We start from the raw sequence: 21635 nt of genomic DNA, 5'->3' as shown, positions 1-21635 counted from the left end.
CTCGGCCGAACCGTGTCCCCACACGGCGCCCGGCGCGAACCGCCTCCTCCCTACCAATGACATAGACGTGTCGGGGGGGCGTTTCATGACGGGATTCGGCAAGAAAGTCGGGTCCGGCCTCATCCGTCGCGGCCGACGGGACCGGGACAGGCACAATGGCGGCGTGACCGCCGACCGTTCAGACCGCGCCGACCGCTCCCGCCCTCGCGCCCGGATGACCGGCCCGGAACGCCGTGAGCAGCTCATCGCCGTCGGTCGCAAGCTCTTCGCCGACAAGGGTTTCGAGGCGACGACGGTCGAGGAGGTCGCGGCCAAGGCGAGCGTCTCCAAGCCGGTCGTCTACGAGCACTTCGGCGGCAAGGAAGGCCTCTACGCCGTCGTCGTGGACCGTGAGATCCAGGCGCTGATGGGCGGCATCAGCACGGCGCTCGAGGAGCCGGAAGGGGCGCGGGTCCTGCTCGAGCGGGCCACCCTCGCCCTGCTCGACTACATCGAGAGCGACCCGTCGGGCTTCCGGATCCTCGTGCGGGACTCGCCGCCGGGCCAGTCGACCGGGTCGTTCGCGAGCGTCCTCGGTGACGTCGCGGTCCAGGTCGAGCACCTGCTCGCCGCCGAGTTCAAGCAGCGCGGCCTCGACCCCAGGTCGGCACCGATCCACGCGCAGATGCTCGTCGGAATGGTGGCTCTGACCGGGCAGTGGTGGCTCGATCGACGCAAGTTCAAGAAGGACCAGGTCGCAGCGCACCTCGTCAACCTCGCCTGGAACGGTCTCTCGGGGCTGGACCGCACCCCGCGGCTCGTCACCGTCCCCCACCGCTGAACACCCCCCTCGTGTGAGGGGTTCAGGTGGGGCGGACGGTCTCCGTCCACGTGTCGCCGGCGGCGTCGGTGACGCGAACGACGACGGCCTGGGCGCCTCCGGTGCCGGACTGCTCGAGCAGCGCCTGCCCCCGCTCGCCGGTGCACCGCACCGCCGACGTGCTCGTCTGCGTGCACGTCCAGCTGGAGTTGCGCACCGAGAGCGTCCCGGCGCCGGACGCGTCGCTGATGCGCACCGTCATCGAGCCCTCGACCCGGGAGCGCACGCGCACGGAGATCCGTGCCGGGTCGCGTCCGGACACGAGGCGGACCGTGATGGTGGGCGCGACGCCACCCGGCTGGGGTGCCGGGGGCGTCGTGGTCGGCGTCGTGGTCGGCGTCGTGGTCGGCGCCGGGGGCGTCGGGCTGGGAGCCGGCGGCCGCGTCGGCGGCGTCGCGGGCGCCGGGGCCGGCGGCGTCGCGGGCGCAGTGGCCGTCGGTCGTCCGGGGGTGTCGCTCGCCGCGGGTGCGGGGGCCGGCGGGGGCGCCGGATCGGCGCCACCGCTGTCGGCCCGGGGCGCGCCCGGAGGCACCGGGGTGCCGGATGCGGTCGAGGGCGTGGCGGCACCGTCGCCGTCCGTGCCGGCGGACGGTGTCGGCCGACCCGACGTCGAGGGGACGGCCGCGGCGCTCGTGCCGGCCGGGCCGGTCGAGCTCTGGACGGGTGTGGCGACGGCACCGGAGGCACCCGAGGCGGTCCGTCCGCCGGGGGCCGGGGCGCCGCCCGGACCGGCGGCAGCCCCTGCCGCCGGCGAGGAGGCGGTCGGAACCGTCGCGGCCGCCGACGGCGCTGCCAGGGAGGCGCCGGGCAGGGCCAGCGCGCCGGCGACGCCCGCGGTCACCGCGAGCCCCGCGACGAGCCCGGTGACCCGACTCGCAGCCTGGGCCAGGACCTCGACCGAGGTCCCGGAACCGGCAGATGAGGAGGAGGAGGGCGACGGCACAGGCTGACCCGCGGCATCCGCACCCTGGGCCCCCCCACCCGCGACGCCGGCGAACCCGGCGAAGCCGGCCGCTCCGGCCCCGCCGGAGAGACCGACGACGGCCGGGACACTGACGAAGCCCGGCGTGCCGAGGCCCGCCAGCAGCGCGAGCGGGACGATGAGCGCCGGGAAGCCCTCGTGGATGACCCGCAGGTCGGCGGCGATGGCGGCGGCGTGGGGGCACTCGGCGACGTGTGCCTCGGCACGTTCGGTCTGCCGCTTGGGCAGGCGCCCCCGGACGAGCGCCCCGAGGTGGCTCACGGTCCAGTGGCATTCGTCGGTGTCGGCCGCGGCGAGGCCGCGCTCGGCCCGGGCGTCGAGGTAGAGCGCCCGGAGCGACTCCCGGGCCCGCATGGCCCGAACGCTGACGGCGTTGGCGGTCATGCCGAGGGCCGGCGCGACGGCGCGCGGCGCGGCGCCCTCGACCGTGGTGTGCCACAGCACGCGCTGGTCGCGCTCGGGCAGCCCGGCGAAGGCCTCCCGGACGAGGGCGAGGCCGTCGTCGTCGGTGGCGAGCCCCTCGAAGGGGTCGTCGGTCGGGTCGGCGAGGACCTCGAGGTCGTCGGCTTCGGTCGGCACGACCCGCAGGTCGCGGCGGCCCTGGTCGATGGCGACGGACCGCACGGCCGAGAGGAAGTAGGCCCGGAAGTGCTCGTCGGGCCCCTTGCCCGCGCGGATCAGCGCGAGGACGCGCGCGGCAGCCTCCGCGACGATGTCCTCCGGGGCCGAGCGGCCCCGGTGACGTCCGGCGACGGCATACGCAGCCGGCAGGTGGCGACGCCACAGCTCGCCGAACGCCTCGGCGGAGCCTTCGCGGGTCCGGGCGAGGAGGGACACGTCAGGGGCCGAGGCCCATGCCTCGCTCGACCACAAGGTCGCGTCTGCCGACAACCCTCTCGCCCTTCTCCTGCCCCGGTGCGGGTCAGTCTGCCAAGCGGCGGGGCGGGCGTCGAGTCGGAACGCGGGCGTGTGCGAGATCAGGACGAAACAGTCCGGATCGGGCCCTGCCTCGGCGCCCTCGTCGGGGGCTGCGTCGAGGCGCGGTGGGCAGGTTTCGTCCTTCCGGATGATCCCCTCCACGAAACCACGCGGAAGGACGAAACCTGGCGGCACCACCGAAGACAAACCCGTAGGGGCCACTCCCTCCCCTGACCAAGCGGGAGACCCCTTCGGTGCCGTCATCTGTATGACGTGCCGGGACCCATTTCATGACACGCTTTCCCGAAATGGGTCGAAATGCCAGAAATTGACCCAGACTTTCTGCCCGAGCGAGACGGCTGGCGTCGTCGAGACCCGGGCCTTAACCCGACGAGACCGGCGGTTTACCTCACGACTCCACGCCCTCCCTCTGAGCGGCCCGGCTGTCGCCGGGCTCGACCATGATGAGGGCGTGCCCCTGACGATGCCGCCGACCCGATGACGAGGCGCTGGCTCTTCGCCGACCAGCTCGGCCCGCACTTCGACGTGGGTCGCGGCGGCGTCCTGCTCGTCGAGAGCCGTCGGGCACTGGGACGGCGACCGTTCCACCGTCAGAAGCTCCACCTCGTGCTCTCGGCGCTGCGCCACCGGGCCGCCGAGCTCGGAGACTCAGCGACGCTCCTGCGCAGCGACACGTACACCGACGCGCTGCGCGAGCTGGGCGAGCCGGTGCGGGTCCACGAGCCGACGTCGTATGCCGCCGAGCGCCTTGTGCGCCGCCTGCTCGCGTCGGGCATCGTCGAGTCCGTCGACCCGACGCCGGGCTACAGCCTGTCGCGCGAGGACTTCGCCCGGTGGCCCGACGGGCGGCGGCGGCTGCGGATGGAGGACTTCTACCGCTTCCAGCGGCAGCGGCTCGACCTGCTCGTCGAGGGCGACCGGCCCGTCGGCTGTCGGTCGTCGTCCGACGAGGACAACCGCGAGCCGCCGCCCCAGGGAGCCGAGCGGCTCGACGTGCCGGCGCCCTACGAGCCGCGCGGCGACGCAGCGCCCAGAGAGGTGACCGCGTCAGCGCGCGGCGCGGGCCACGGCGAACGTGCGCGTGAAGGGGAAGAGCACGCCGAACGCACGACGCGGGTATGCCGTCTCGAGCTCGCGCTCATAGTCCGTGACGAAGGCGTCTCGCTCGTCACCGTCGAGAACGCCGAGCACCGGCCGCAGGCCCGTGCCGCGCACCCACTCGAGCACCGGGTGCGGGCCGCCGGCCTCGCCGCCGAGGACGTGCTGATAGGTCGTCTGCCACACGTCGACGTCAGCAGTGCGGTCGAGCAGGAGGGCGGCATACGTCTCCGGGCGGGCCACGGCCTGGGCCCGGTCGAGTCCCGGGCGCAGGTCGTCGGCGCGGGGGTGGCGCGCCGCGACCTCGCGCATGAGGCGGTGCGACGGCGCGTCGAAGTTCGCGGGGACCTGCATGGCGAACGTGCCTCCGGGCGCGAGGCTCTCGAGCCACGAGGGGATGAGGCGCAGGTGGCTCGGGACCCACTGGAGCGTGGCGTTCGTGACGAGGACGTCGACCGGGGCGCCGGACTCGGTCGGGTCCCAGTCCTCGGCGCTCGCCTCGACCCACTCGACGCGGTCGTCGGTGTCGAGGGCCCGGGCGCGCTCGAGCATCTCGGGAGAGCTGTCGACGCCGATGATCCGTGCGCTGGGCCAGCGCTGGGCGAGCCCGAGCGTCAGGTCGCCGGGGCCGCAGCCGAGGTCGACGACGAGCGTGGGGTCGTCGGCGTCGACGCGCGCCAGCAGGTCGGCGAAGGGCCGGCCGCGGTGGCCGGCGAAGACGGCATACTGCCGCGGGTCCCAGGCGGAGTCGGCGGAGCGGGCAGGAGCGCCTGGGGCGACCGGACGGTCGGGGGCGACCTCGACTCCATCGGCTTCAGGTGGGGTCGTGGGCTCGGTCATGTCGTCTCGCTTTCTTTCGATGTCAAGAGTCTTGACGGCGACTACAGTTGGGAACATGAGCGCCGACCGCAGGCCAGCCGACGACGTCGACGAGATCGTCGCGGCCTGGCGCCGGGAGCGCCCCGACCTCGACGTGTCGCCGCTCGAGGTGCTCTCGCGGGTGTCGCGGCTCGCGCGCCGGCTCGACCTCGCCCGCGGGTCGGCGTTCTCCGAGCACCTGCTCGACGGATGGGCCTTCGACGTGCTGTCGGCGCTGCGCCGGGCGGGCGAACCCTACGAGCTGTCGCCCGGCCAGCTCGTGCAGCAGACTCTCGTCACCTCGGGGACGATGACGAACCGCGTCGACCGACTCGAGCGCAGCGGCTTCGTCGAGCGGCGTCCCGACCCGGGTGACCGGCGCGGCGTGCTCGTCCGCCTGACCCCGGCGGGTCGCGACGTCGTCGACTCGGCGATGGCCGACCTCATCGAGCAGGAGAAGTCGTTGCTCTCGGAGCTGTCGGCGACCGACCGGACCCAGCTGGCCGGGCTGCTGCGGCGGATGCTGGCCCCGCTCGAGAGGCGCGAGACGCGTCGCGACTCGCACGGCTGAGGTCGTCACCCGATCACTCCTGAGCCTGCTGGAACTCCAGCCGGTTGCCGACGGGGTCGGCGGTGTGGAAGCGGCGCAGGCCCGGGATGTTCTCGTCCCACGTCACCGGCGCACCCGCCTGCTCGACGGCGCGCGCGAGAGCGTCGACGTCACCGACCGCGATGCCGGGGTGGGCCTTGCGGGCCGGGACGAAGCCCTCCTCGATGCCGACGTGGACCTCGGCGGAGCCGGCCCGGAACCACGCTCCGCCGCGGGCCCGGAGTCGCTCTGGCTTGTCGACCTCGGTCATTCCGAGGACGCCGACGTAGAAGTCGCGCACGGCGGCTTCACACCCGGACGGACCGGACACCTGGACGTGGTGCAGGGACATTTCCATGCCTCCAAAGTATCTTGACATCAAGATACTTTCAAGAGCCCTGCGGGCGCGGGCTCGAGAGGCTCAGCCGACGATCTCGGCGGCCTCGAGCCACTCGAGCTCGAGCTCCTCGCGCTCGATGACGACGGCCTGCAGCTTGGCGTTGAGGTCGGCGAGGGCCGCGGGATCCGTGGCCTTTTCGGCCATGTCGCCGTGCAGGCGCTCCTCACGGTCCTGCAACCGCGAGAGCTGCTTCTCGATGCGCGCCATCGACTTGCGCGCCTCACGCACCTCGGCCGGGCTCGCGGTCACCGCCGCCTGAGGAGGAATGCCGGCCGCCGAGCTCGACGCGGCAGCCGCGCCACCGCTCGGGACGGAGGGAGCGGCCGCGCGCGCGACCTGGGCCGCGATGTCCGCCGTGCGCAACCGGAGGTACTCCTCGACACCGCCCGGCAGCTCGCGCACCTTGCCGTCCCCGAGCAGGGCCAGCTGCTTGTCGGCCACCCGCTCGAGGAGGTAGCGGTCGTGCGAGACGACGACGAGGGTGCCGGCCCAGCCGTCGAGGACGTCCTCGAGCGAGGTCAGCGTCTCGATGTCGAGGTCGTTGGTCGGCTCGTCGAGGATGAGCACGTTGGGCTCGGTGAGCAGCAGGCGGGTCAGCTGGAGCCGGCGTCGCTCGCCACCGCTGAGGTCGCCGACCCGCGACTGCTGGCGACCGCCCGGGAAGCCGAGACGAGTCGCGAGCTGGCTGGCGCTGATCTCCTTGTCGCCAAGGGTCGTCCACTGCTTGACGTCCTCGATGGCCTCGATGACGCGCCACTGCTCGAAGCGCTCGAGCTCGCGCACCTCCTGCGTGAGGTGGGCGATGGCGACGGTCTTGCCGATCTTGCGACGACCGGCGTCGAGCGGGACCTCGCCCGTCAGCGCGCGCAGGAGGGTCGACTTGCCGGCGCCGTTGACCCCGACGATGCCGATGCGCTCGCCCGGCGCGAGCCGCCACGTCACGTGGTCGAGGAGGCGGCGCTCGAGGGGCGGCTCGCCCACGGACACCGTGGCGTCCTCGAGGTCGAGCACGTCCTTGCCGAGGCGTCGGCTCGCGAACGACGCGAGCTCGACGCTGTTGCGTGGTGCCGGCTCGTCCGCGATGAGCGCATTGGCCGCGTCGATGCGGAACTTCGGTTTGCTCGTGCGCGCGGGCGCCCCGCGGCGCAGCCACGCGAGCTCCTTGCGCATGAGGTTGGAGCGGCGGTCGGCGACGACCCCGGCGAGACGGTCGCGCTCGGCCTTGGCGAGGACGTACGCGGCATACCCGCCCTCGAAGGCGCTGACCTTGCCACCCTCGACCTCCCACGTGTTCGTCGCGTAGGCATCGAGGAACCACCGGTCGTGGGTGATCGCGACGGTCGCGTTGCCGGGTCGGGGCCGTTTCGTCGCGAGGTGGTCCGCGAGCCAAGCGACGCCCTCGACGTCGAGGTGGTTGGTCGGCTCGTCGAGCAGGAGCAGCTCGGGGTCCGAGACCAGCAGGCGCGCCAGCGCGAGGCGGCGCCGCTCACCACCGGACTTCGGGCCGACCCGGCTGTCGAGGCCGCCGACGTTCTGCGCCTCGATGCCGCCGAGCAGCCCCGTCAGGACGTCGCGGATGCGGGGGTCGCCGGCCCAGACGTGCTCGGGAAGGTCGCCGAGCACCGCCTCGCGGATCGTCCACTCGGGGTCGAGCGCGTCCTCCTGGGCGAGCATGCCGATGCGGATGCCGTAGGCGCCGCCCTGCTTGGTGATGCGGCCCGAGTCGGCCTCCTGCAGGCCGGCCATGACGCGCAGCAGCGTCGACTTGCCGCCGCCGTTGACGCCGACGACGCCGATACGGTCGCCCGTGAGGATGCCGAGGCTGACGTCGTCGAGGACGTGGGACGTGCCGAAGACGAGCGACACGCGCTCGAGGGAGATCAGGTTTGCCATCGCTGACTGACCCTATGTGCTCCGGCCCCTCCCGCCGAACGCGGCGTTCGGTGGCGGACTCAGTGCTCTACCCGCACTTTCCCATCGAACGCCGCGTTCGGTGGGAAGGCGTGGGGGGCTCACTCGACGTGGCGGGGGGTGGCGACGACGTGGGCTCCGTGGACCGGGCCCTTGGCGCGTCGCAGGTCGCGGCAGAGGTCAGAGGCCGCGAGCGACACCGACAGGTCGAGCGAGGCCTCGTGGCTCTCGGTGAGGAAGGCGACGGTCGGGCCCGAGCCCGAGACGATGCCGCCGAGCGCGCCGAACTCGACGCCCGCGTCACGCAGCTCTCGCAGCTGGGGCCGGAGCGAGAAGGCGGCCGGCTCCAGGTCGTTGTGCAGGGCCGCGCCGAGCAGGGCCGGGTCACCCGAGCGCAGGGCGGCCATGAGCTCGGAGCTGACCTGCGGCTCGGGCACGTCGACGCCGTCACGCTGGCGCAGGCGGTCACACTCGGCATACACCTCCGGGGTCGACAGGCCGGTGTCGCTGATGGCGAACACCCAGTGGAAGGTGCCGCGCGCCAGTACCGGCGCGAGCTGCTCGCCGCGGCCCGAGCCCATGGCGTTGCCGCCCGAGAGGATGAACGGCACGTCGCTGCCGAGGGTGGCCGCGAGCTCGGCCAGCTCGTCGCGGTCGAGACCGAGGCCCCACAGCTGGTCGCATGCCACGAGGGCCGCCGCGGCGTCGGCGGAACCGCCGGCCATGCCGCCCGCGACCGGGATGTCCTTGTCGATGCGGATCGAGAGGCGCTCGTCGACGTCCCACCGGTCGGCGACGAGACGGGCAGCGCGGACGGCGAGGTTGTCACCGTCGGTGGGGATGCGGTCGGCATACGCCCCCGCAGCGACGACCTGCCACTCGGCCCAGCGCGCGACGGAGACCTCGTCGTGCAGAGAGACCGCCTGGTACACGGTTGCGAGCGCGTGGAAGCCGTCAGGACGCCGGGGACCGACGCGCAGCTCGAGGTTGACCTTGGCCGGGACCCGCACGGTCACGGCGCCGGGCAGGGTCGGAGCGACAGTCATGCGCCCACCCTATGGGCCGATCCGCCGGCGTCAGGACGTACGGCCCCCACGGCGTGCGCGCGGTTCGGCGGGACCCACGCCCTGGGGCCGGGCCTCCGCAATGCGCGCGAAGGTCAGGATGTCGAGCTGCTCACCGCGGGTGCGGGGGTCGACCCCGGCTGTGACGAGCGCCTGCTCGGCAGCGTCTGCCGACCCCGCCCACGACGCCAGCGCCCCACGCAGGGACTTGCGTCGCTGGAGGAACGCCGCGTCGATGCAGCGGAAGACGTCCTCGCGGCTCGCGGTCGTCTTCGGCGGCTTGCGCCGGCGCAGCGCGACCAGGCCCGAGTCGACGTTCGGCGCGGGCCAGAAGACGTTGCGCCCGACCCGCCCGGCCAGCTCGACGTCGGCGTACCACGCGGCCTTGAGGCTCGGGACGCCGTAGATCTTGCTGCCCGGCTTGGCCGCGAGCCGCTCGGCGACCTCGAGCTGCACCATGACGAGGACACGCTCGATCGTCGGGAAGTGCTGGAGGAAGGAGAGCACGACGGGGACCGAGATGTTGTAGGGCAGGTTGGCGACGAGCGCGGTGGGATCGGGGCCGGGGAGCTTCGTGATCGTCAGGGCATCGGCCGCGACGAGGCGGAGCTTGTCGGCGTTGTCCGGCTGGAGCGAGCGGACCGTCTCCTCGAGCGCGCCCGCGAGCCGCGGGTCGACCTCGACGGCCGTCACGTGCTTGACGGCAGGGAGTAGTGCGAGGGTGAGCGAGCCGAGCCCGGGGCCGACCTCGACGACGACGTCGTGCGGTCCGACGCCGGCCACCCGGACGATCTTGCGCACCGTGTTGGCGTCGACGACGAAGTTCTGGCCCCACTGCTTCGTCGGCCGCACATCGAGACGCTCGGCGAGCTCACGCACCTGTGCCGGCCCGAGGAGCGCGGCATCGTCGACGGCCGGCGCGTCCTTCTTGCTCATGCTCTCACCCTATGGGGCCGTGCCCGCTGGCGTATGCCGCCGGGCGGATGACGAGATCGCGCCGGCTCGCGCGCCCGTCGGCGAACGGACGAGGCCCCCGACCGTGACGGTCGGGGGCCTCGTGCGGACGTGGGGAGGGTGGCTCAGCCACAGCTCCACTGCGACGTGCCGTTGTCGGCGTAGACGCGGTTCGCCACGGTGATCTGCTGCTCGCGGGAGGCGAGGTCAGCGCGGGAGGCGAAGTCGCCACCGCCGTAGCCGAGCCACGTGGAGGTGAGGAACTGGAGGCCGCCGTAGTAGCCGTTGCCGGTGTTGATGTGCCAGTTGCCGGTGGACTCGCACTGGGCGATGCCGTCCCACATGGCCGCGCGGGCCAGGTTGATCCCCGCACCCGAGCTCGAACCACCCGTGCTGCGGGTGGTGGTGCTGGTGCTCCGGGTGCTCTTCGGGCTCGGGGCAGCGACCGGCCGGGCCTTCGTGCCGACGAGCACGATGCGGTCGACGGGGGCCTTGGTGACCTTCGAGGAGATCGCCTTGGTCGAGACGACCTTGCCGTCGACGACGGTGGTGCGGACGGTGACGGTGCGCACGCCGGCGACACCGGCACGCGAGGCCTTGGCCTGGTCGACGTAGAGGTCGCTCGTCTTCTTCTTCGTCGTGCCGAAGGCGATGGACTCGTTGACCTTCTTGTCCTTGGTCTGCACGCGCTGGACGGCGATCTTGACACCCGAGGTGAGGCGGGTCGTGACCGGCGGGTTGACCTTGTCGGTCTTGCCGACGCGGACGCCGAGCTGCGTCAGTGCCTCACCGACGGTCGCCGCGGCGATGGTCTTCTTCGTCGTCTTGCCGTCGACCACGACCGTGACGGCCTTCGGGGTGACGATGCTGACGGTGAGGCCCTGGCGACCGATGGTCTGCGAACGCGAGACCGACAGACGGGCACCCTCACCGCGGAGGCCGAGCGCGAGGAGCGCTCCGTCGACCGTCGTCTCGGTCGTGCGCAGCTGACGCGTCTTGCCGTCGACCGTGAGGGTCAGCAAGCGGGCGTACTTGACGGTGATCGTGTCGCCGTCGTTGATGGGGGCGTCTGCGGCAGGGACGACGACGTCGCCCGGCTTGACCGCGATCCCCTGGTTGTCGAGGACGTCGCCGACCGTGCTGCCGAAGACGTGGGCCGAGCTGGCCGTGCCGTCCACGGAGAGGTTGACGGCCTTGTCGAGCTGGGTCGCGCCGACGGCGCCACCGGTGAGGACGACGGCCGCGCCAGCGGCGGCCAGGATCTTGGCGTTGCGAGAAATCAAAACACTCCGAACGTCGAACGACCCGGGTGCAACGCGCTCTCGATCCGTCCTCCTCACGTCGTCGGAAGGAGGTCGATGCGGGGTGGCAACCGGCCAACAGTCGTCCACAGTGACCGACAGACCACGGAAAGGTCAAATTTCGGTAACGGAGACCAGTGTCGGTGGACGCGACGCTCTGCGGTGCGCTAGGCGGATTGTCCGGTTCGCTCCGCACCCCACGGGCCGTACACCCGCTCGCTGTTCTCCGAGACCGCACGACACAGCGCGGGGACGTCGATGTTGAGCACCGCGGCCATCGCCCGGACCGTCACGGGCACGAGGAACGAGGCGTTCGTGGCACCGCGGTGCGGGGCCGGAGCGAGGTAGGGCGCATCGGTCTCGACGAGAATGCGGTCGAGCGGGATCGCGGTCAGCGCGTCGCGCAGGCCGCGCGCGTTCTTGAACGTCACGGTGCCCGCGAAGCTGAGGTAGTAGCCCCGGTCGACGCACTCGCGCGCCATCGTCAGGTCGCCGGAGAAGCAGTGCAGCACCGTGTGCTCCGGAGCCCCCTCCTCCTCGAGGATCCGGAGCACGTCGGCATGCGCGTCGCGGTCGTGGATCTGGAGGGCCTTGCCGAGCCGCTTGGCGAGGTCGATGTGCCAGCGGAAGCCGTCCTGCTGCACCGGTACCCCCTCGGGGCCGGTGCGGAAGTAGTCGAGACCGGTCTCACCGATGACGCGGATGCGATCGTGGGCCGCGCAGCGCTCCACCTCGGCGTACGCCTCCTCGAGCCGACCGTCCGCCGCGAGGCGTGGAACCTCGTTGGGGTGCAAGGCGATTCCGCCGACCAGCTCGTCATGGGCATCGATCGCGTCCATGGTGAAGCGGATCCCCTCGAGGTCGCACCCGACCTGGACGAGACGGGTGACACCGACGGCTCGGGCGGCCTTGATCGCGTCGGCGACGTCGAACGGCTCGTCGCCCTCGCGCGTGATGTCGAGGTGGACGTGGTTGTCGACGACGTCGATGGGCAGCGGGTCCGGCGCCGTCTCCGGCAGGCCCCGCTGCCCCGACGCGTGCGGGGTCATGCGGTCGGTGCCTCGGCGCCGGCGGCGCTCCCGGCGCCCCGACCGCCGCCCTTCGGCGCCCTCATCCTCGGCGCGGCGAGCGGGTCGGTGTGGTGCCGCGTGCCCCCCGGTGCGCTGTCGCCGAGGCGGGCCCGCTCGTCCTCGACGACCTGCTCGGCGTCGAGCTTGACGAAGACGCCGGACGGCTTGGCGACGGGCGTCCCGACGACGACCGGACGCGACTCCCACCGGGGTGTGGCGGAGTACTCGCCGGTGATGACCGGATAGCTCCGGAGGTCGTCGTCGAGGTCGGCGACGACCTCCAGACGAGGCATCGGCATGAACTCGCCCTCGCCGCCGAGGACGGCGTGGACGCGGTTCGCCGCGTGGGGCAGGAAGGGTGAGATGAGCGTATTGATATCTGAGACGGCCTGGGCCAGCGTGTGCAGCACCGTGGAGAGACGCTCGCGCTCGTCGTCACCCTTGAGCTTGAACGGCTCGGTCTTGGAGACGTACGCGTTGGCCTCACCGACGACCCGCATGACCTCGGCGAGGGCGGCCTTCTGCCGGTGTCGCTCGAGGGAGGCACCGACGGTCGCGAACGCACCCCGCACGGCGGCCAGCAGGTCCTCGTCGACGGGCTCGACGGCATACGCCCTCGGGATCTCGCCGAAGCTCTTGGCGATCATCGCGGCCGTGCGGTTGACGAGGTTGCCCCAGCCCGCGACGAGCTCGCTGTTGTTGCGCTGGACGAACTCAGCCCAGGAGAAGTCGGCGTCCTGGTTCTCGGGACCGGCGGCGCAGATGAAGTACCGGATCGGGTCGGGGCCGTAGCGCGCGACGATGTCCTGGACGTAGATGACGTGCTTGCGGCTCGTCGAGAACTGCTTGCCCTCGAGGGTGAGGAACTCGGAGGCCACGACCTCGGTGGGCAGGTTGAGCACGCCGTACTCCCCCGGCTCGCCGCCCTTGTCACCCTTGCCGGCGTAGCCGAGCAGCTCGGCCGGCCAGATCTGGCTGTGGAAGGTGATGTTGTCCTTGCCCTGGAAGTAGTAGGACACGGCCGACGGGTCGTTCCACCACTCGCGCCAGCGCTCCGGTTCACCGACCCGGCGGGCCCACTCGATGGAGGCGGAGAGGTAGCCGATGACCGCGTCGAACCAGACGTAGAGGCGCTTGCTCGGGTTGTCCTCCCAGCCCTCGAGCGGCACCGGGATGCCCCAGTCGATGTCACGGGTCATCGCGCGCGGTCGGACGTCCTTGAGGAGGTTCTCGGAGAACTTGATGACGTTGGGGCGCCACGTGCCCGACGCCTCACGGCCCGCGAGCCACTCGCCGAGCGCGCCGGCGAGGGCGGGCAGGTCGAGGAAGAAGTGCTGCGTCTCGATGAACTCGGGCGTCTCGCCGTTGATCTTGCTGCGCGGGTTGATCAGCTCGTCGGCGTCGAGCTGGTTGCCGCAGTTGTCGCACTGGTCGCCCCGGGCCTCGGGGAAGGCGCAGATGGGGCACGTGCCCTCGATGTAGCGGTCGGGCAGCGTGCGGCCCGTCGAGGGGCTGATGGCGCCGCGCGTGGTCTGCTCGATCATGTAGCCGTTGGCGTGGACCTGGCGGAACATCTCCTGCACGACGGCGTAGTGGTTGCGCGTCGTGGTGCGGGTGAAGAGGTCGTAGGACAGGCCGAGGTCGGCGAGGTCCTGGGCGATGACGGAGTTGTACTTGTCGACGAGCTGCTGGGGCTCCAGGCCCTCCTCCTCGGCGAGGACGAGGATCGGGGTGCCGTGCTCGTCGGTGCCCGAGACCATGAGGACCTCGTGCCCGGCCATCCGCATGTACCTGCTGAAGACGTCGGAGGGCACGCCGAAACCGGCCACGTGGCCGATGTGGCGCGGGCCGTTGGTGTACGGCCAGGCGACGGCAGACAGGACATGGCTCATGGCGAGCAATCCTAGGCGGGGCGGGGGCGCCACCGCGCACGAGTATGCCGCCGGGCCGCGACGCCGGGTCCGGCCCGGACAGGCTGTCGGTTTCCTTCTAGCGCCGGACGTCCTCCTGGGGGTACGACAGAGACATGACTGGACACATCGCACAGGCAGAGGTCATCGTCGACGCGTCGCAGCGTGCCGTCTGGGGCGCCCTGACGCAGCCGGAGCAGGTGAAGGAGTGGATGGCCGGCACCACCCTCTCCACCGACTGGCAGGTCGGCAGCCCCATCACCTGGCAGGGCGAGATGGAGGGCAAGCCCTACGAGGACAAGGGCGAGGTGCTCGAGGTCGAGGAGGGCCGCCGTCTCTCGATGACGCACTACAGCCCGCTCATGGGCCAGGAGGACCGGCCCGAGAACTACCACACCGTCACCTACACGCTGACCCCGACGCGGGACGGCCACACCACGCTGGCCCTCGAGCAGGACGGCAACGACTCGCAGGAGCAGGCCGACCAGTTCTCGCAGAGCTGGCAGGGCATGCTCGAGTCGCTGAAGTCGACGGTCGAGTCGGGCTGACGTTCCGCGCGCCGTCACGAGCGACCTCGGCCCACCACGGAATCGGCGCCGACCCTGGACGGGTCGGCGCCGGTCGCGTGCAGGACCGCAGCGGTGCGGCTCAGCCGAGGCGAGCCTCGAGGGAGATGGGCACGGCCTTGAGCGCCTGGCTCACGGGGCAGTTGGCCTTGGCGTCCTCGGCCGCGGCCTGGAAGTCCTCGGCCGAGATGCCGGGCACGTCGGCGACGACGCTCAGGGCGATCTCCGTGATGCCCGTGCCCGGGACGAACGTGACGTTCGCCGTCGTGTCGAGTGTCGTCGGAGGCGTGCCGGCCTTGGCGAGGCCGTTCGACAGCGCCATCGAGTAGCACGAGGAGTGCGCGGCGGCGATGAGCTCCTCGGGGCTCGTCTTGCCGTTCGACGACTCCGCCCGCGAGGGCCAGTTGACGTCGTAGGTGCCGATGCCCGAGCTCTCGAGGCTGACCTGGCCGGAGCCCTCGAAGAGCGAGCCCTCCCAGTGCGTGCTGGCGGTGCGAGTGGTGCCCATGCCTTGCTCCTTCGCTGTGCAGTCGACTCGGCCGGACGGTCGCCGGCCTCCGAAGAGGGAACGAGAGCAGCCTTGCCCGCTGTTCCCCGGGAGGCAAGGGGTTCGCCTGTCGAGACGGCCCGGCGGGGCGCTCAGCGAGCGGCGAGCGACGCGTCGTAGAGCGCCTTCTTGGACAGTCCCGTCCGCGACGCGACGTCGGCGGCGACGTCCTTGAGCCGCTCCCCCGCGTCGACCCGCGTGCGGATGCCGGCCACGGCCTCCTCGAGGGACGGCACCACGCGCTCGGCACCGGCCACGACGACGGTGATCTCGCCCTTGACGCCGCCCTCGGCCCACTCGACGAGCTCGTCGAGCGTGCCGCGTCGGACCTCCTCGTAGGTCTTCGTCAGCTCGCGGCACACGGCGGCCCGGCGGTCCGGGCCGAAGGCGTCGCGCATCGCGGCGAGCGTCTCCGAGAGCCGGTGCGGCGCCTCGAAGAAGACGATGGTGCGCCGCTCGTCGGCCACGTCGGCGAGGACCTTCGCCTTCTCGCCCGGCTTGCGCGGGAGGAAGCCGTCGAAGCAGAAGCGGTCGACCGGGAGGCCCGAGACGGCCAGCGCCATGAGGACCGCGCTCGGACCGGGGACGCACGTCACGCGTACGCCCGCCTCGACCGCAGCGGCGACGAGGCGGTAGCCGGGGTCGGAGACGGACGGCATACCGGCGTCGGTGACCACGACGACGCGCCCGCCGGCCACGAGCCGGGCGACGAGGTCGGGCGTGCGGGCGGCCTCGTTGTGCTCGTGGTAGCTGACGACCGACCCGGTCGGGGTGACGGCGAGCTCGGCGAGCAGGCGACGCAGGCGGCGGGTGTCCTCGGCCGCGACGACGTCGGCGGTGGCGAGCTCCTGCCCCAGTCGAGGTGCCGCGTCCCGTGGGTCGCCGATCGGGGTGGCCGCGAGGACGAGGGTGCCGGTGGTCATGCCGTCATCCTCGCAGGGCACCGACGTGCCCCGTCGCGACGGTGCGTCACGACAACCGGCCTGGTGGCGGCTCGTCGAGGCCCCCTACCGCTGATGACCCCGACAACCGTCCACGTGGTGGACTTCGGTGTCCACGGGATGGTCCCCATCGTGGACTCGAAACGCCGACGAAACCTCGACGCGGTACGACAGACCCATGACGAGCCAGGGCCCCGCCACGACCGAGCAGCTCCTCGAGGCCGACCGGCGCGAGCCGAACGCCGCGACGTTCGCCTCCGGCGTCTCGTCGGCGCAGCAGCACGCGGCCCTCCGCGCGTCCGTGCGCCAGCTGGGCGCGCTGCTCGGCGAGGCCCTCGAACGCCACGAGGGCGCTGCCCTGCTCGCGCTCGTCGAGAAGGTGCGCGGGCTGGCCCGCGAGCCGGAGGACGACGAGCTGCGCGCGCTCCTCGAGGGCGTCGACGCCCCGACCGCCGTCGTGCTGGCCCGGGCCTTCACGGCCTACTTCCAGCTCGTCAACGTCACCGAGCAGCTGCACCGCTGGCAGGAGCTGAGCGCGGTCGAGCAGACCCCCCTGGAAGCGACGGTCGGCCGCATCGGCGCCGCTCTCGAGGCCGGGACCCTGGGTCGCGACGAGCTCGAGTCGATCCTGGCCCGGCTGGAGTACCGCCCGGTCTTCACCGCGCACCCCACCGAGGCGACGCGACGCACCGTCCTCAATCTGCTCCGGCGGATCGCCGTGACCGTCGACGAGCTCGAGGACCCGCGCCGTCCGGTGTCCGACGGACCGCGTGCCGAGCGCCGGCTGGCCGAGCTCGTCGACATGATGTGGCAGACGGACGAGCTGCGGATCGTCCGGCCCGAGCCGACCGACGAGGCCCGCACGGCCATGCACACGCTGCGCTTCCTCGCCGACCAGGTGGTGCCCGACCTGCTCGCCGAGCTCGACCGGACGCTCGCCGGCATCGGCGTCGAGCTGCCACCATCGGCCCGGCCGCTGCGCTTCGGTGCGTGGGCCGGCGGCGACCGGGACGGCAACCCCAACGTCACGCCCGAGGTGACTCTCGCGGTCATCGGCATGCAGCACGACGCCGGCCTCGCCGAGCTCGTCGAGAAGCTCGACCACATGCTCCACGAGCTGTCGTCGTCGACCCGCTTCGTCGAGGTGACAGAGGCCCTGCGCGAGAGCCTCGAGCGCGACGCGGAGGCGCTGCCGGTGACGTATGCCGCGGTGTGCCGGCTCAACGCGGAGGAGCCCTACCGCCTCAAGCTCAGCTTCGTGCGCGTCCGGCTGCTGCGCACGCGCGACCGCCTCACCCACGGGACCCCACACGAGCCCGGCCGCGACTACGCGGGGTTCGACGAGCTGCTGGACGACCTCGTCCTCATGCGCGACTCGATGCTCGCGGCCGGTGACACGCTGACCGCGGACGGTGCGATCCTGCGCCTCATCCGCGCGGTGGTCGCCACCGGCACCGGCCTCGCGACGCTCGACGTGCGCGAGCACAGCGCGAAGCACCACGCCGCGCTCGCCGACCTCTACGACCGCATCGGCGGCCTCGACACCCCCTACGCCCAGCTCGACCACGCGGCACGCATCGAGGTGCTGGCCCGCGAGATGGCTTCGCGCCGTCCGCTCACCGGTGTCGGCGTCCACGACGTCGGCGAGGCCGCGCAGGCGTCCCTGTCGCTCATGGCGGCGATCGGGCGAGCGCTCGACACCTACGGCCCCGAGGCGATCGAGACCTACATCGTGTCGATGACCCACGACGTCGACGACCTCTTCGCGGTCGTCGTCCTGGCCCGTGAGGCGGGGCTCGTCGACACGGGCACCGACTCGACCCCGGCCACCGCGCGCATCGGCTTCGCGCCGCTCTTCGAGACCGTCGCCGAGCTCGAGGCCGCCGGGCCTCTGCTCGAGGCGCTGCTGTCCGATCCGTCGTACCGCCGCGTCGTCGCAGCCCGCGGCGACGTGCAGGAGATCATGCTCGGCTACTCCGACTCGTCGAAGGACGCCGGGATCGCCGCCTCGCAGTGGCAGATCCACCGGGCCCAGCGCGCGCTGCGCGACGTCGCCCGGCAGCACGGGGTCGTCCTGCGGCTCTTCCACGGCCGCGGCGGCTCGGTGGGTCGCGGTGGCGGCCCGACGGGTGAGGCGATCCTCTCCCAGCCCTACGGCAGCCTCGACGGGCCGATCAAGATCACCGAGCAGGGCGAGGTCATCAGCGACAAGTACACGCTGCCCGGCCTCGCGCGCTTCAACCTCGAGGTCGCCCTGGCCGCGGTGCTCGAGGCCTCGGTCCTGCACCGGAGGTCGCTGCTCCCCCGGGACGTCCTCGACGGCTGGAACGGCACGATGGACCTCGTCGCCGGGCGCGGCCAGGACGCCTACCGCTCCCTCGTGCGGGACCCCGGGCTCGTGCCCTTCTTCGTGTCGGCGACGCCGGTCGACGAGCTGGGCAAGATGAACATCGGCTCGCGGCCGTCCAAGAGGCCCGGCGGCGAGGGTGGACTCGAGGACCTCCGCGCCATCCCGTGGGTCTTCGGCTGGACCCAGTCGCGGATCATCCTGCCCGGCTGGTTCGGCGTCGGCTCCGGTCTTGCCGCGGCTCGCGAGGACGGCCGCGAGAAGACGCTGCGCGAGATGTACGGCTCATGGGCCTTCTTCCGCACCTTCCTGTCCAACGTCCAGATGACCCTGGCGAAGTCGGACCTCGACATCGCCGCCGGGTACGTGCGGGCCCTCGTGCCCGACGACGTCGCCGGGGTCTTCGACACGATCCGCGAGGAGCACGCGCGGACCGTCGAGGAGGTGCTGCGGGTCACCGGTCAGAAGGAGCTGCTCGAGGCGGCTCCCGTGCTGCGGCGCACGCTCGACCTGCGCGACAGCTACCTCGCCCCGTTGCACGCGCTGCAGACCTCCCTGCTCGCGCGCTCACGTGCGGTGCCCGACGACGTCGAGCCGGACGCCGACGTGCAGCGCGCACTGCTCCTGACGATCAACGGCATCGCCGCGGGGCTGCGCAACACCGGCTGAGGCCGTCAGCCGTATGCCGTATGCCGTATGCCGTTTGCCGTAGGCGTCTCGACCGCGCCACGTCCGCCGCGGCGCAGCCGGCGCCGCGAACCGGGCCCGGACAACCCCCCGAAGCCAGCCCTGGCGCAGTTGCCGCGGCGTGGGTTTCCGGCCGGGGTCAGTCGGTGTCGGTGGCGGTGAGGCTGGCGGTGGCGCTCGCGGGGTCGACGGCGGCGCGGAGCATTCGGGTCGCCTGCTCGCGCATCACCTCGCGCAGCTCCGGCGGGTCGAGCACGGTCATCTCCCACGGCAGCGCGCCGAGATGCATCGCCATCGCGCCGAGGTGGTTGCCGCCGGCCTCGAAGATGCAGTGGTCGGGGCCGTCGGCCGTGACGGTGCCGACCGATGGCGGGACCTGGCGGTCCACCGACGACTTCGGCGCCTCGATCCGCACTCGGGCGACGTGGTCGTACGCGTCGCGGCTGATCGCCCGCTGCACGTGCTCGGCGGCGTCGGGCGCGTCGTCGCGCGGCCGGAAGCGCCAGCCACGGGTCGTCGCATCGGCCATGCGGTCGAGCCGGAAGGTGCGCCAGTCCTCACGGTCGAGGTCGTACGCGAGCAGGTACCAGCGGCGACCGGTGGCCACGAGGCGGTAGGGCTCGACGCGGCGTTCCCCGGACCCGCGCGGGCCGGCATACGCGAAGGTGACCCGCTCCGTCTCGCGGCAGGCGCGCGCCAGCAGCAGGAGGGTGGCGGCGTCGACGGGCGCGGCGCCACCGTCGAGCGTCACCGTCGCCTCGTGGATGGCCTCGACCTGCGCGCGGAGCCTCCCCGGCAGCACCTGGTCGAGCTTGGCGAGCGTGCGCACCGCCGCCTCCCCGAGCCCCTCGACCGTGCCACCGGCTGCGAGCCGGAGGCAGACGGCGACGGCGACCGCCTCGGTGTCGTCGAGCAGCAGCGGTGGCAGGCGTCGCCCGGCGCCGAGCTGGTAGCCGCCACCGGCTCCGTGGGCGGCGTTGACGGGGTAGCCGAGGTCGCGCAGCCGCTCGACGTCGCGGCGCACGCTCCGGGTCGTGACGTCCAGGCGGTCGGCGAGCTCGGTGCCGCTCCAGACGGGGCGGCTCTGGAGCAGGTCGAGCAGGCGCAGGACCCGGGCCGTCGTGCCGGAGCCGCTGTCGGACGTCGTGGACATGGCTCGAGCATGCCAGCCTCTGCGGACAGAAACTGTCCTATATGGCTGAGAGAGTCGAGCCATGACCACGACACAGACCTCCATCGACTGGACCTCGACCCTCGTCGACCAGGCCGCCCGGCACTGGACCAACCAGCTGCGCCCCCGCTTCGAGGGACTGACCGACGAGGAGTACCTCTGGGAGCCGACCCCCGGCGCCTGGAACGTCCACCCGCGCGGACAGGGCGCCACCGAGATCCAGGGCGGCAGCGGTGCGCTGACCATCGACTTCGCCCACCCCGAGCCCGTCCCCGCACCGGTCACGACGATCGCCTGGCGGCTCGCGCACCTCATCGTCGGCGTCCTCGGCGCCCGCGTGCACAGCCACTTCGGCGGACCAGAGGTCGACTACCTCACCTTCGACTACGCGGGTACCGCAGACGAGGCCCTGGCCCAGGTCGACCTGGCCTTCGCCGCCTGGGCCGCCGGCGCCAGAGGCTGGGACGAGACCGCGCTGGCCGAGCCGTGCGGACCGAGCGAGGGCCCCTGGGCCGAGCACCCGCGCGTCGAGCTCGTCCTCCACATCAACCGCGAGCTCATCCACCACGGGGCAGAGATCGCCCTGCTCCGTGACCTCTACGCCCACCGGAACGACTGAGAGAGGACCCGACATGGCAGCCCACGTCCCACCCGTCGCCGACGAGCGCGACAGTCTCATCGCCTACCTCGACCAGCAGCGCGACGCCTTCGCCACCGTGGCCCTCGGCCTGGCCGAGGAGCAGATCCGCCTCGCACCGACCGCCGGCACCCTCAGCATCGGCGGCCTCGTCAAGCACGTCACCACGTGCGAGCGAGGCTGGACCGAGCGGATGGCTGCGGCGCCCGACGCGCCGGCCCCGCCGGACCGGTCCCTCGAGGAGCAGGCCACCGCCTGGGGCGACGACTTCCGCGTCACCGACGGTGACTCGCTCGAGTCGCTCCTGGCCGCCCTCGCCGCCCAGGGCGACACGACCCGCGAGGTGCTCCGCCGGGCCGACCTCGGAGCCGCGGTGCCGGTGCCGCGCGACGCCCCGTGGTTCCCCCAGGACGTCGACGCGTGGTCGGTGCGCTGGGTCGCGATGCACCTCGTCGAGGAGCTCGCCCGGCACGCCGGGCACGCCGACATCGTCCGCGAGTCGATCGACGGCGCGACGACGTTCGAGCTCGTGGCCGCCCGGGAGGGCTGGCCCGAGACGCCGTGGCTCACCCCGTGGCGACCGGCGGCGCAGAGCAGCGCCTGACGCGAGTTCCGTTGCAGCACAACGCGTGCAGCACAAAGGCGAAGGGCCCTTGGGAGTATGAGTCTCAAGGGCCCTTCTGGTTGATCGGTCGATGTGACGCTCCCGATCGACTCCTCGTCGTTTCCGGTCCCGGCCGCCTCGTCACCCGGCTGCCGCAGTGGGTTGCCCCACCGTGTGGACCCTCGTCTCCGAGTTGTCCC

Annotated in this window: 18 protein-coding genes and 1 pseudogene; 7 read left to right on the top strand and 12 right to left on the bottom strand. The window is 72.5% G+C overall.

Annotated elements, in window-relative coordinates; all coding sequences use genetic code 11:
• Window positions 1-214 precede the first annotated feature (214 nt).
• Window positions 215-820: a TetR/AcrR family transcriptional regulator gene (locus NR112_RS08670; RefSeq protein WP_256793883.1), complete on the top strand. Its 606-nt coding sequence runs from the start codon at window positions 215-217 to the stop codon at window positions 818-820.
• A gap of 22 nt (window positions 821-842) precedes the next feature.
• Here the strand turns inward: NR112_RS08670 and NR112_RS08665 are convergent, their stop codons facing one another.
• Window positions 843-2678, bottom strand: coding sequence for a sigma-70 family RNA polymerase sigma factor (locus NR112_RS08665; RefSeq protein WP_256793593.1), 1836 nt, complete (start codon window positions 2676-2678; stop codon window positions 843-845).
• Window positions 2679-3257: 579 nt separating this feature from the next.
• Here NR112_RS08665 and NR112_RS08660 point away from each other — a divergent pair.
• Window positions 3258-3815: pseudogene (locus NR112_RS08660) on the top strand (cryptochrome/photolyase family protein); the annotation flags it as partial.
• A 12-nt stretch (window positions 3816-3827) separates the two neighbouring features.
• Here NR112_RS08660 and NR112_RS08655 read toward each other — a convergent pair.
• Window positions 3828-4718, bottom strand: a complete 891-nt coding sequence (locus tag NR112_RS08655; protein WP_256793592.1) for a methyltransferase domain-containing protein — start codon at window positions 4716-4718, stop codon at window positions 3828-3830.
• A gap of 55 nt (window positions 4719-4773) precedes the next feature.
• Between NR112_RS08655 and NR112_RS08650 the strand changes: the two genes are divergently transcribed.
• A complete protein-coding gene (locus NR112_RS08650; RefSeq protein ID WP_028785714.1) occupies window positions 4774-5307 on the top strand; it encodes a MarR family winged helix-turn-helix transcriptional regulator in 534 nt (177 codons plus the stop codon).
• 13 nt (window positions 5308-5320) lie between these two features.
• Here NR112_RS08650 and NR112_RS08645 read toward each other — a convergent pair whose 3' ends face one another.
• The 7 genes from NR112_RS08645 to metG form a co-directional block, all read right to left on the bottom strand.
• Window positions 5321-5683: a VOC family protein gene (locus tag NR112_RS08645; protein WP_256793591.1), complete on the bottom strand. Its 363-nt coding sequence runs from the start codon at window positions 5681-5683 to the stop codon at window positions 5321-5323.
• A gap of 63 nt (window positions 5684-5746) precedes the next feature.
• Window positions 5747-7618, bottom strand: a complete 1872-nt coding sequence (locus tag NR112_RS08640; protein WP_256793590.1) for an ABC-F family ATP-binding cassette domain-containing protein — start codon at window positions 7616-7618, stop codon at window positions 5747-5749.
• A gap of 119 nt (window positions 7619-7737) precedes the next feature.
• Complete coding sequence (locus tag NR112_RS08635) at window positions 7738-8682, bottom strand: 4-(cytidine 5'-diphospho)-2-C-methyl-D-erythritol kinase (protein WP_256793589.1); 945 nt, start codon at window positions 8680-8682, stop codon at window positions 7738-7740.
• A 30-nt stretch (window positions 8683-8712) separates the two neighbouring features.
• Window positions 8713-9636, bottom strand: coding sequence for a 16S rRNA (adenine(1518)-N(6)/adenine(1519)-N(6))-dimethyltransferase RsmA (gene rsmA / locus NR112_RS08630; RefSeq protein ID WP_256793588.1), 924 nt, complete (start codon window positions 9634-9636; stop codon window positions 8713-8715).
• A 143-nt stretch (window positions 9637-9779) separates the two neighbouring features.
• Entirely contained in the window at window positions 9780-10937 is a 1158-nt protein-coding gene (locus NR112_RS22485) for a resuscitation-promoting factor (RefSeq protein ID WP_306216930.1), read from the bottom strand.
• A gap of 185 nt (window positions 10938-11122) precedes the next feature.
• Window positions 11123-12004, bottom strand: a complete 882-nt coding sequence (locus tag NR112_RS08615) for a TatD family hydrolase (protein ID WP_256793586.1) — start codon at window positions 12002-12004, stop codon at window positions 11123-11125.
• Window positions 12001-13917 (bottom strand): methionine--tRNA ligase, encoded by a 1917-nt coding sequence (gene metG / locus NR112_RS08610; protein WP_256793585.1) that lies wholly within the window; start codon window positions 13915-13917, stop codon window positions 12001-12003. Before metG ends, NR112_RS08615 begins: the two co-directional genes overlap by 4 nt.
• Before the next feature lie 134 nt (window positions 13918-14051).
• On the opposite strand from metG, the gene NR112_RS08605 reads away from it, so the two are divergent.
• Window positions 14052-14483 carry an SRPBCC domain-containing protein gene (locus tag NR112_RS08605; protein ID WP_256793584.1) on the top strand — a complete coding sequence of 144 codons (432 nt, stop codon included), beginning with the start codon at window positions 14052-14054 and terminating at the stop codon, window positions 14481-14483.
• 100 nt (window positions 14484-14583) lie between these two features.
• On the opposite strand, the gene NR112_RS08600 is transcribed toward NR112_RS08605, so the two are convergent.
• The gene (locus tag NR112_RS08600; protein ID WP_256793583.1) at window positions 14584-15009 is read right to left on the bottom strand and encodes an OsmC family protein; all 426 of its coding nucleotides are present in this window, start codon (window positions 15007-15009) and stop codon (window positions 14584-14586) included.
• 131 nt (window positions 15010-15140) lie between these two features.
• Window positions 15141-15971 carry a 16S rRNA (cytidine(1402)-2'-O)-methyltransferase gene (gene rsmI / locus NR112_RS08595; protein ID WP_256793582.1) on the bottom strand — a complete coding sequence of 277 codons (831 nt, stop codon included), beginning with the start codon at window positions 15969-15971 and terminating at the stop codon, window positions 15141-15143.
• A gap of 196 nt (window positions 15972-16167) precedes the next feature.
• Between rsmI and ppc the strand changes: the two genes are divergently transcribed.
• Window positions 16168-19005, top strand: coding sequence for a phosphoenolpyruvate carboxylase (gene ppc, locus NR112_RS08590; RefSeq protein ID WP_256793581.1), 2838 nt, complete (start codon window positions 16168-16170; stop codon window positions 19003-19005).
• A 157-nt stretch (window positions 19006-19162) separates the two neighbouring features.
• On the opposite strand, the gene NR112_RS08585 is transcribed toward ppc, so the two are convergent.
• On the bottom strand, window positions 19163-20176 hold the full coding sequence (locus NR112_RS08585) for a YafY family protein (protein ID WP_256793580.1): 1014 nt from the start codon (window positions 20174-20176) through the stop codon (window positions 19163-19165).
• Between the two features lie 61 nt (window positions 20177-20237).
• Between NR112_RS08585 and NR112_RS08580 the strand changes: the two genes are divergently transcribed.
• Together NR112_RS08580 and NR112_RS08575 are read left to right on the top strand one after the other, a co-directional pair.
• Window positions 20238-20813 (top strand): DinB family protein, encoded by a 576-nt coding sequence (locus NR112_RS08580; protein WP_256793579.1) that lies wholly within the window; start codon window positions 20238-20240, stop codon window positions 20811-20813.
• A 13-nt stretch (window positions 20814-20826) separates the two neighbouring features.
• Window positions 20827-21435, top strand: a complete 609-nt coding sequence (locus NR112_RS08575; RefSeq protein WP_256793578.1) for a DinB family protein — start codon at window positions 20827-20829, stop codon at window positions 21433-21435.
• Window positions 21436-21635 lie beyond the last annotated feature (200 nt).

Origin of the sequence: Terrabacter sp. Ter38 (assembly GCF_024519435.1) — a bacterium.
GTDB lineage: Bacteria > Actinomycetota > Actinomycetes > Actinomycetales > Dermatophilaceae > Terrabacter.
Note: the sequence above shows the minus strand (reverse complement) of the source record. Positions and strands in the feature narration are given on the sequence as shown.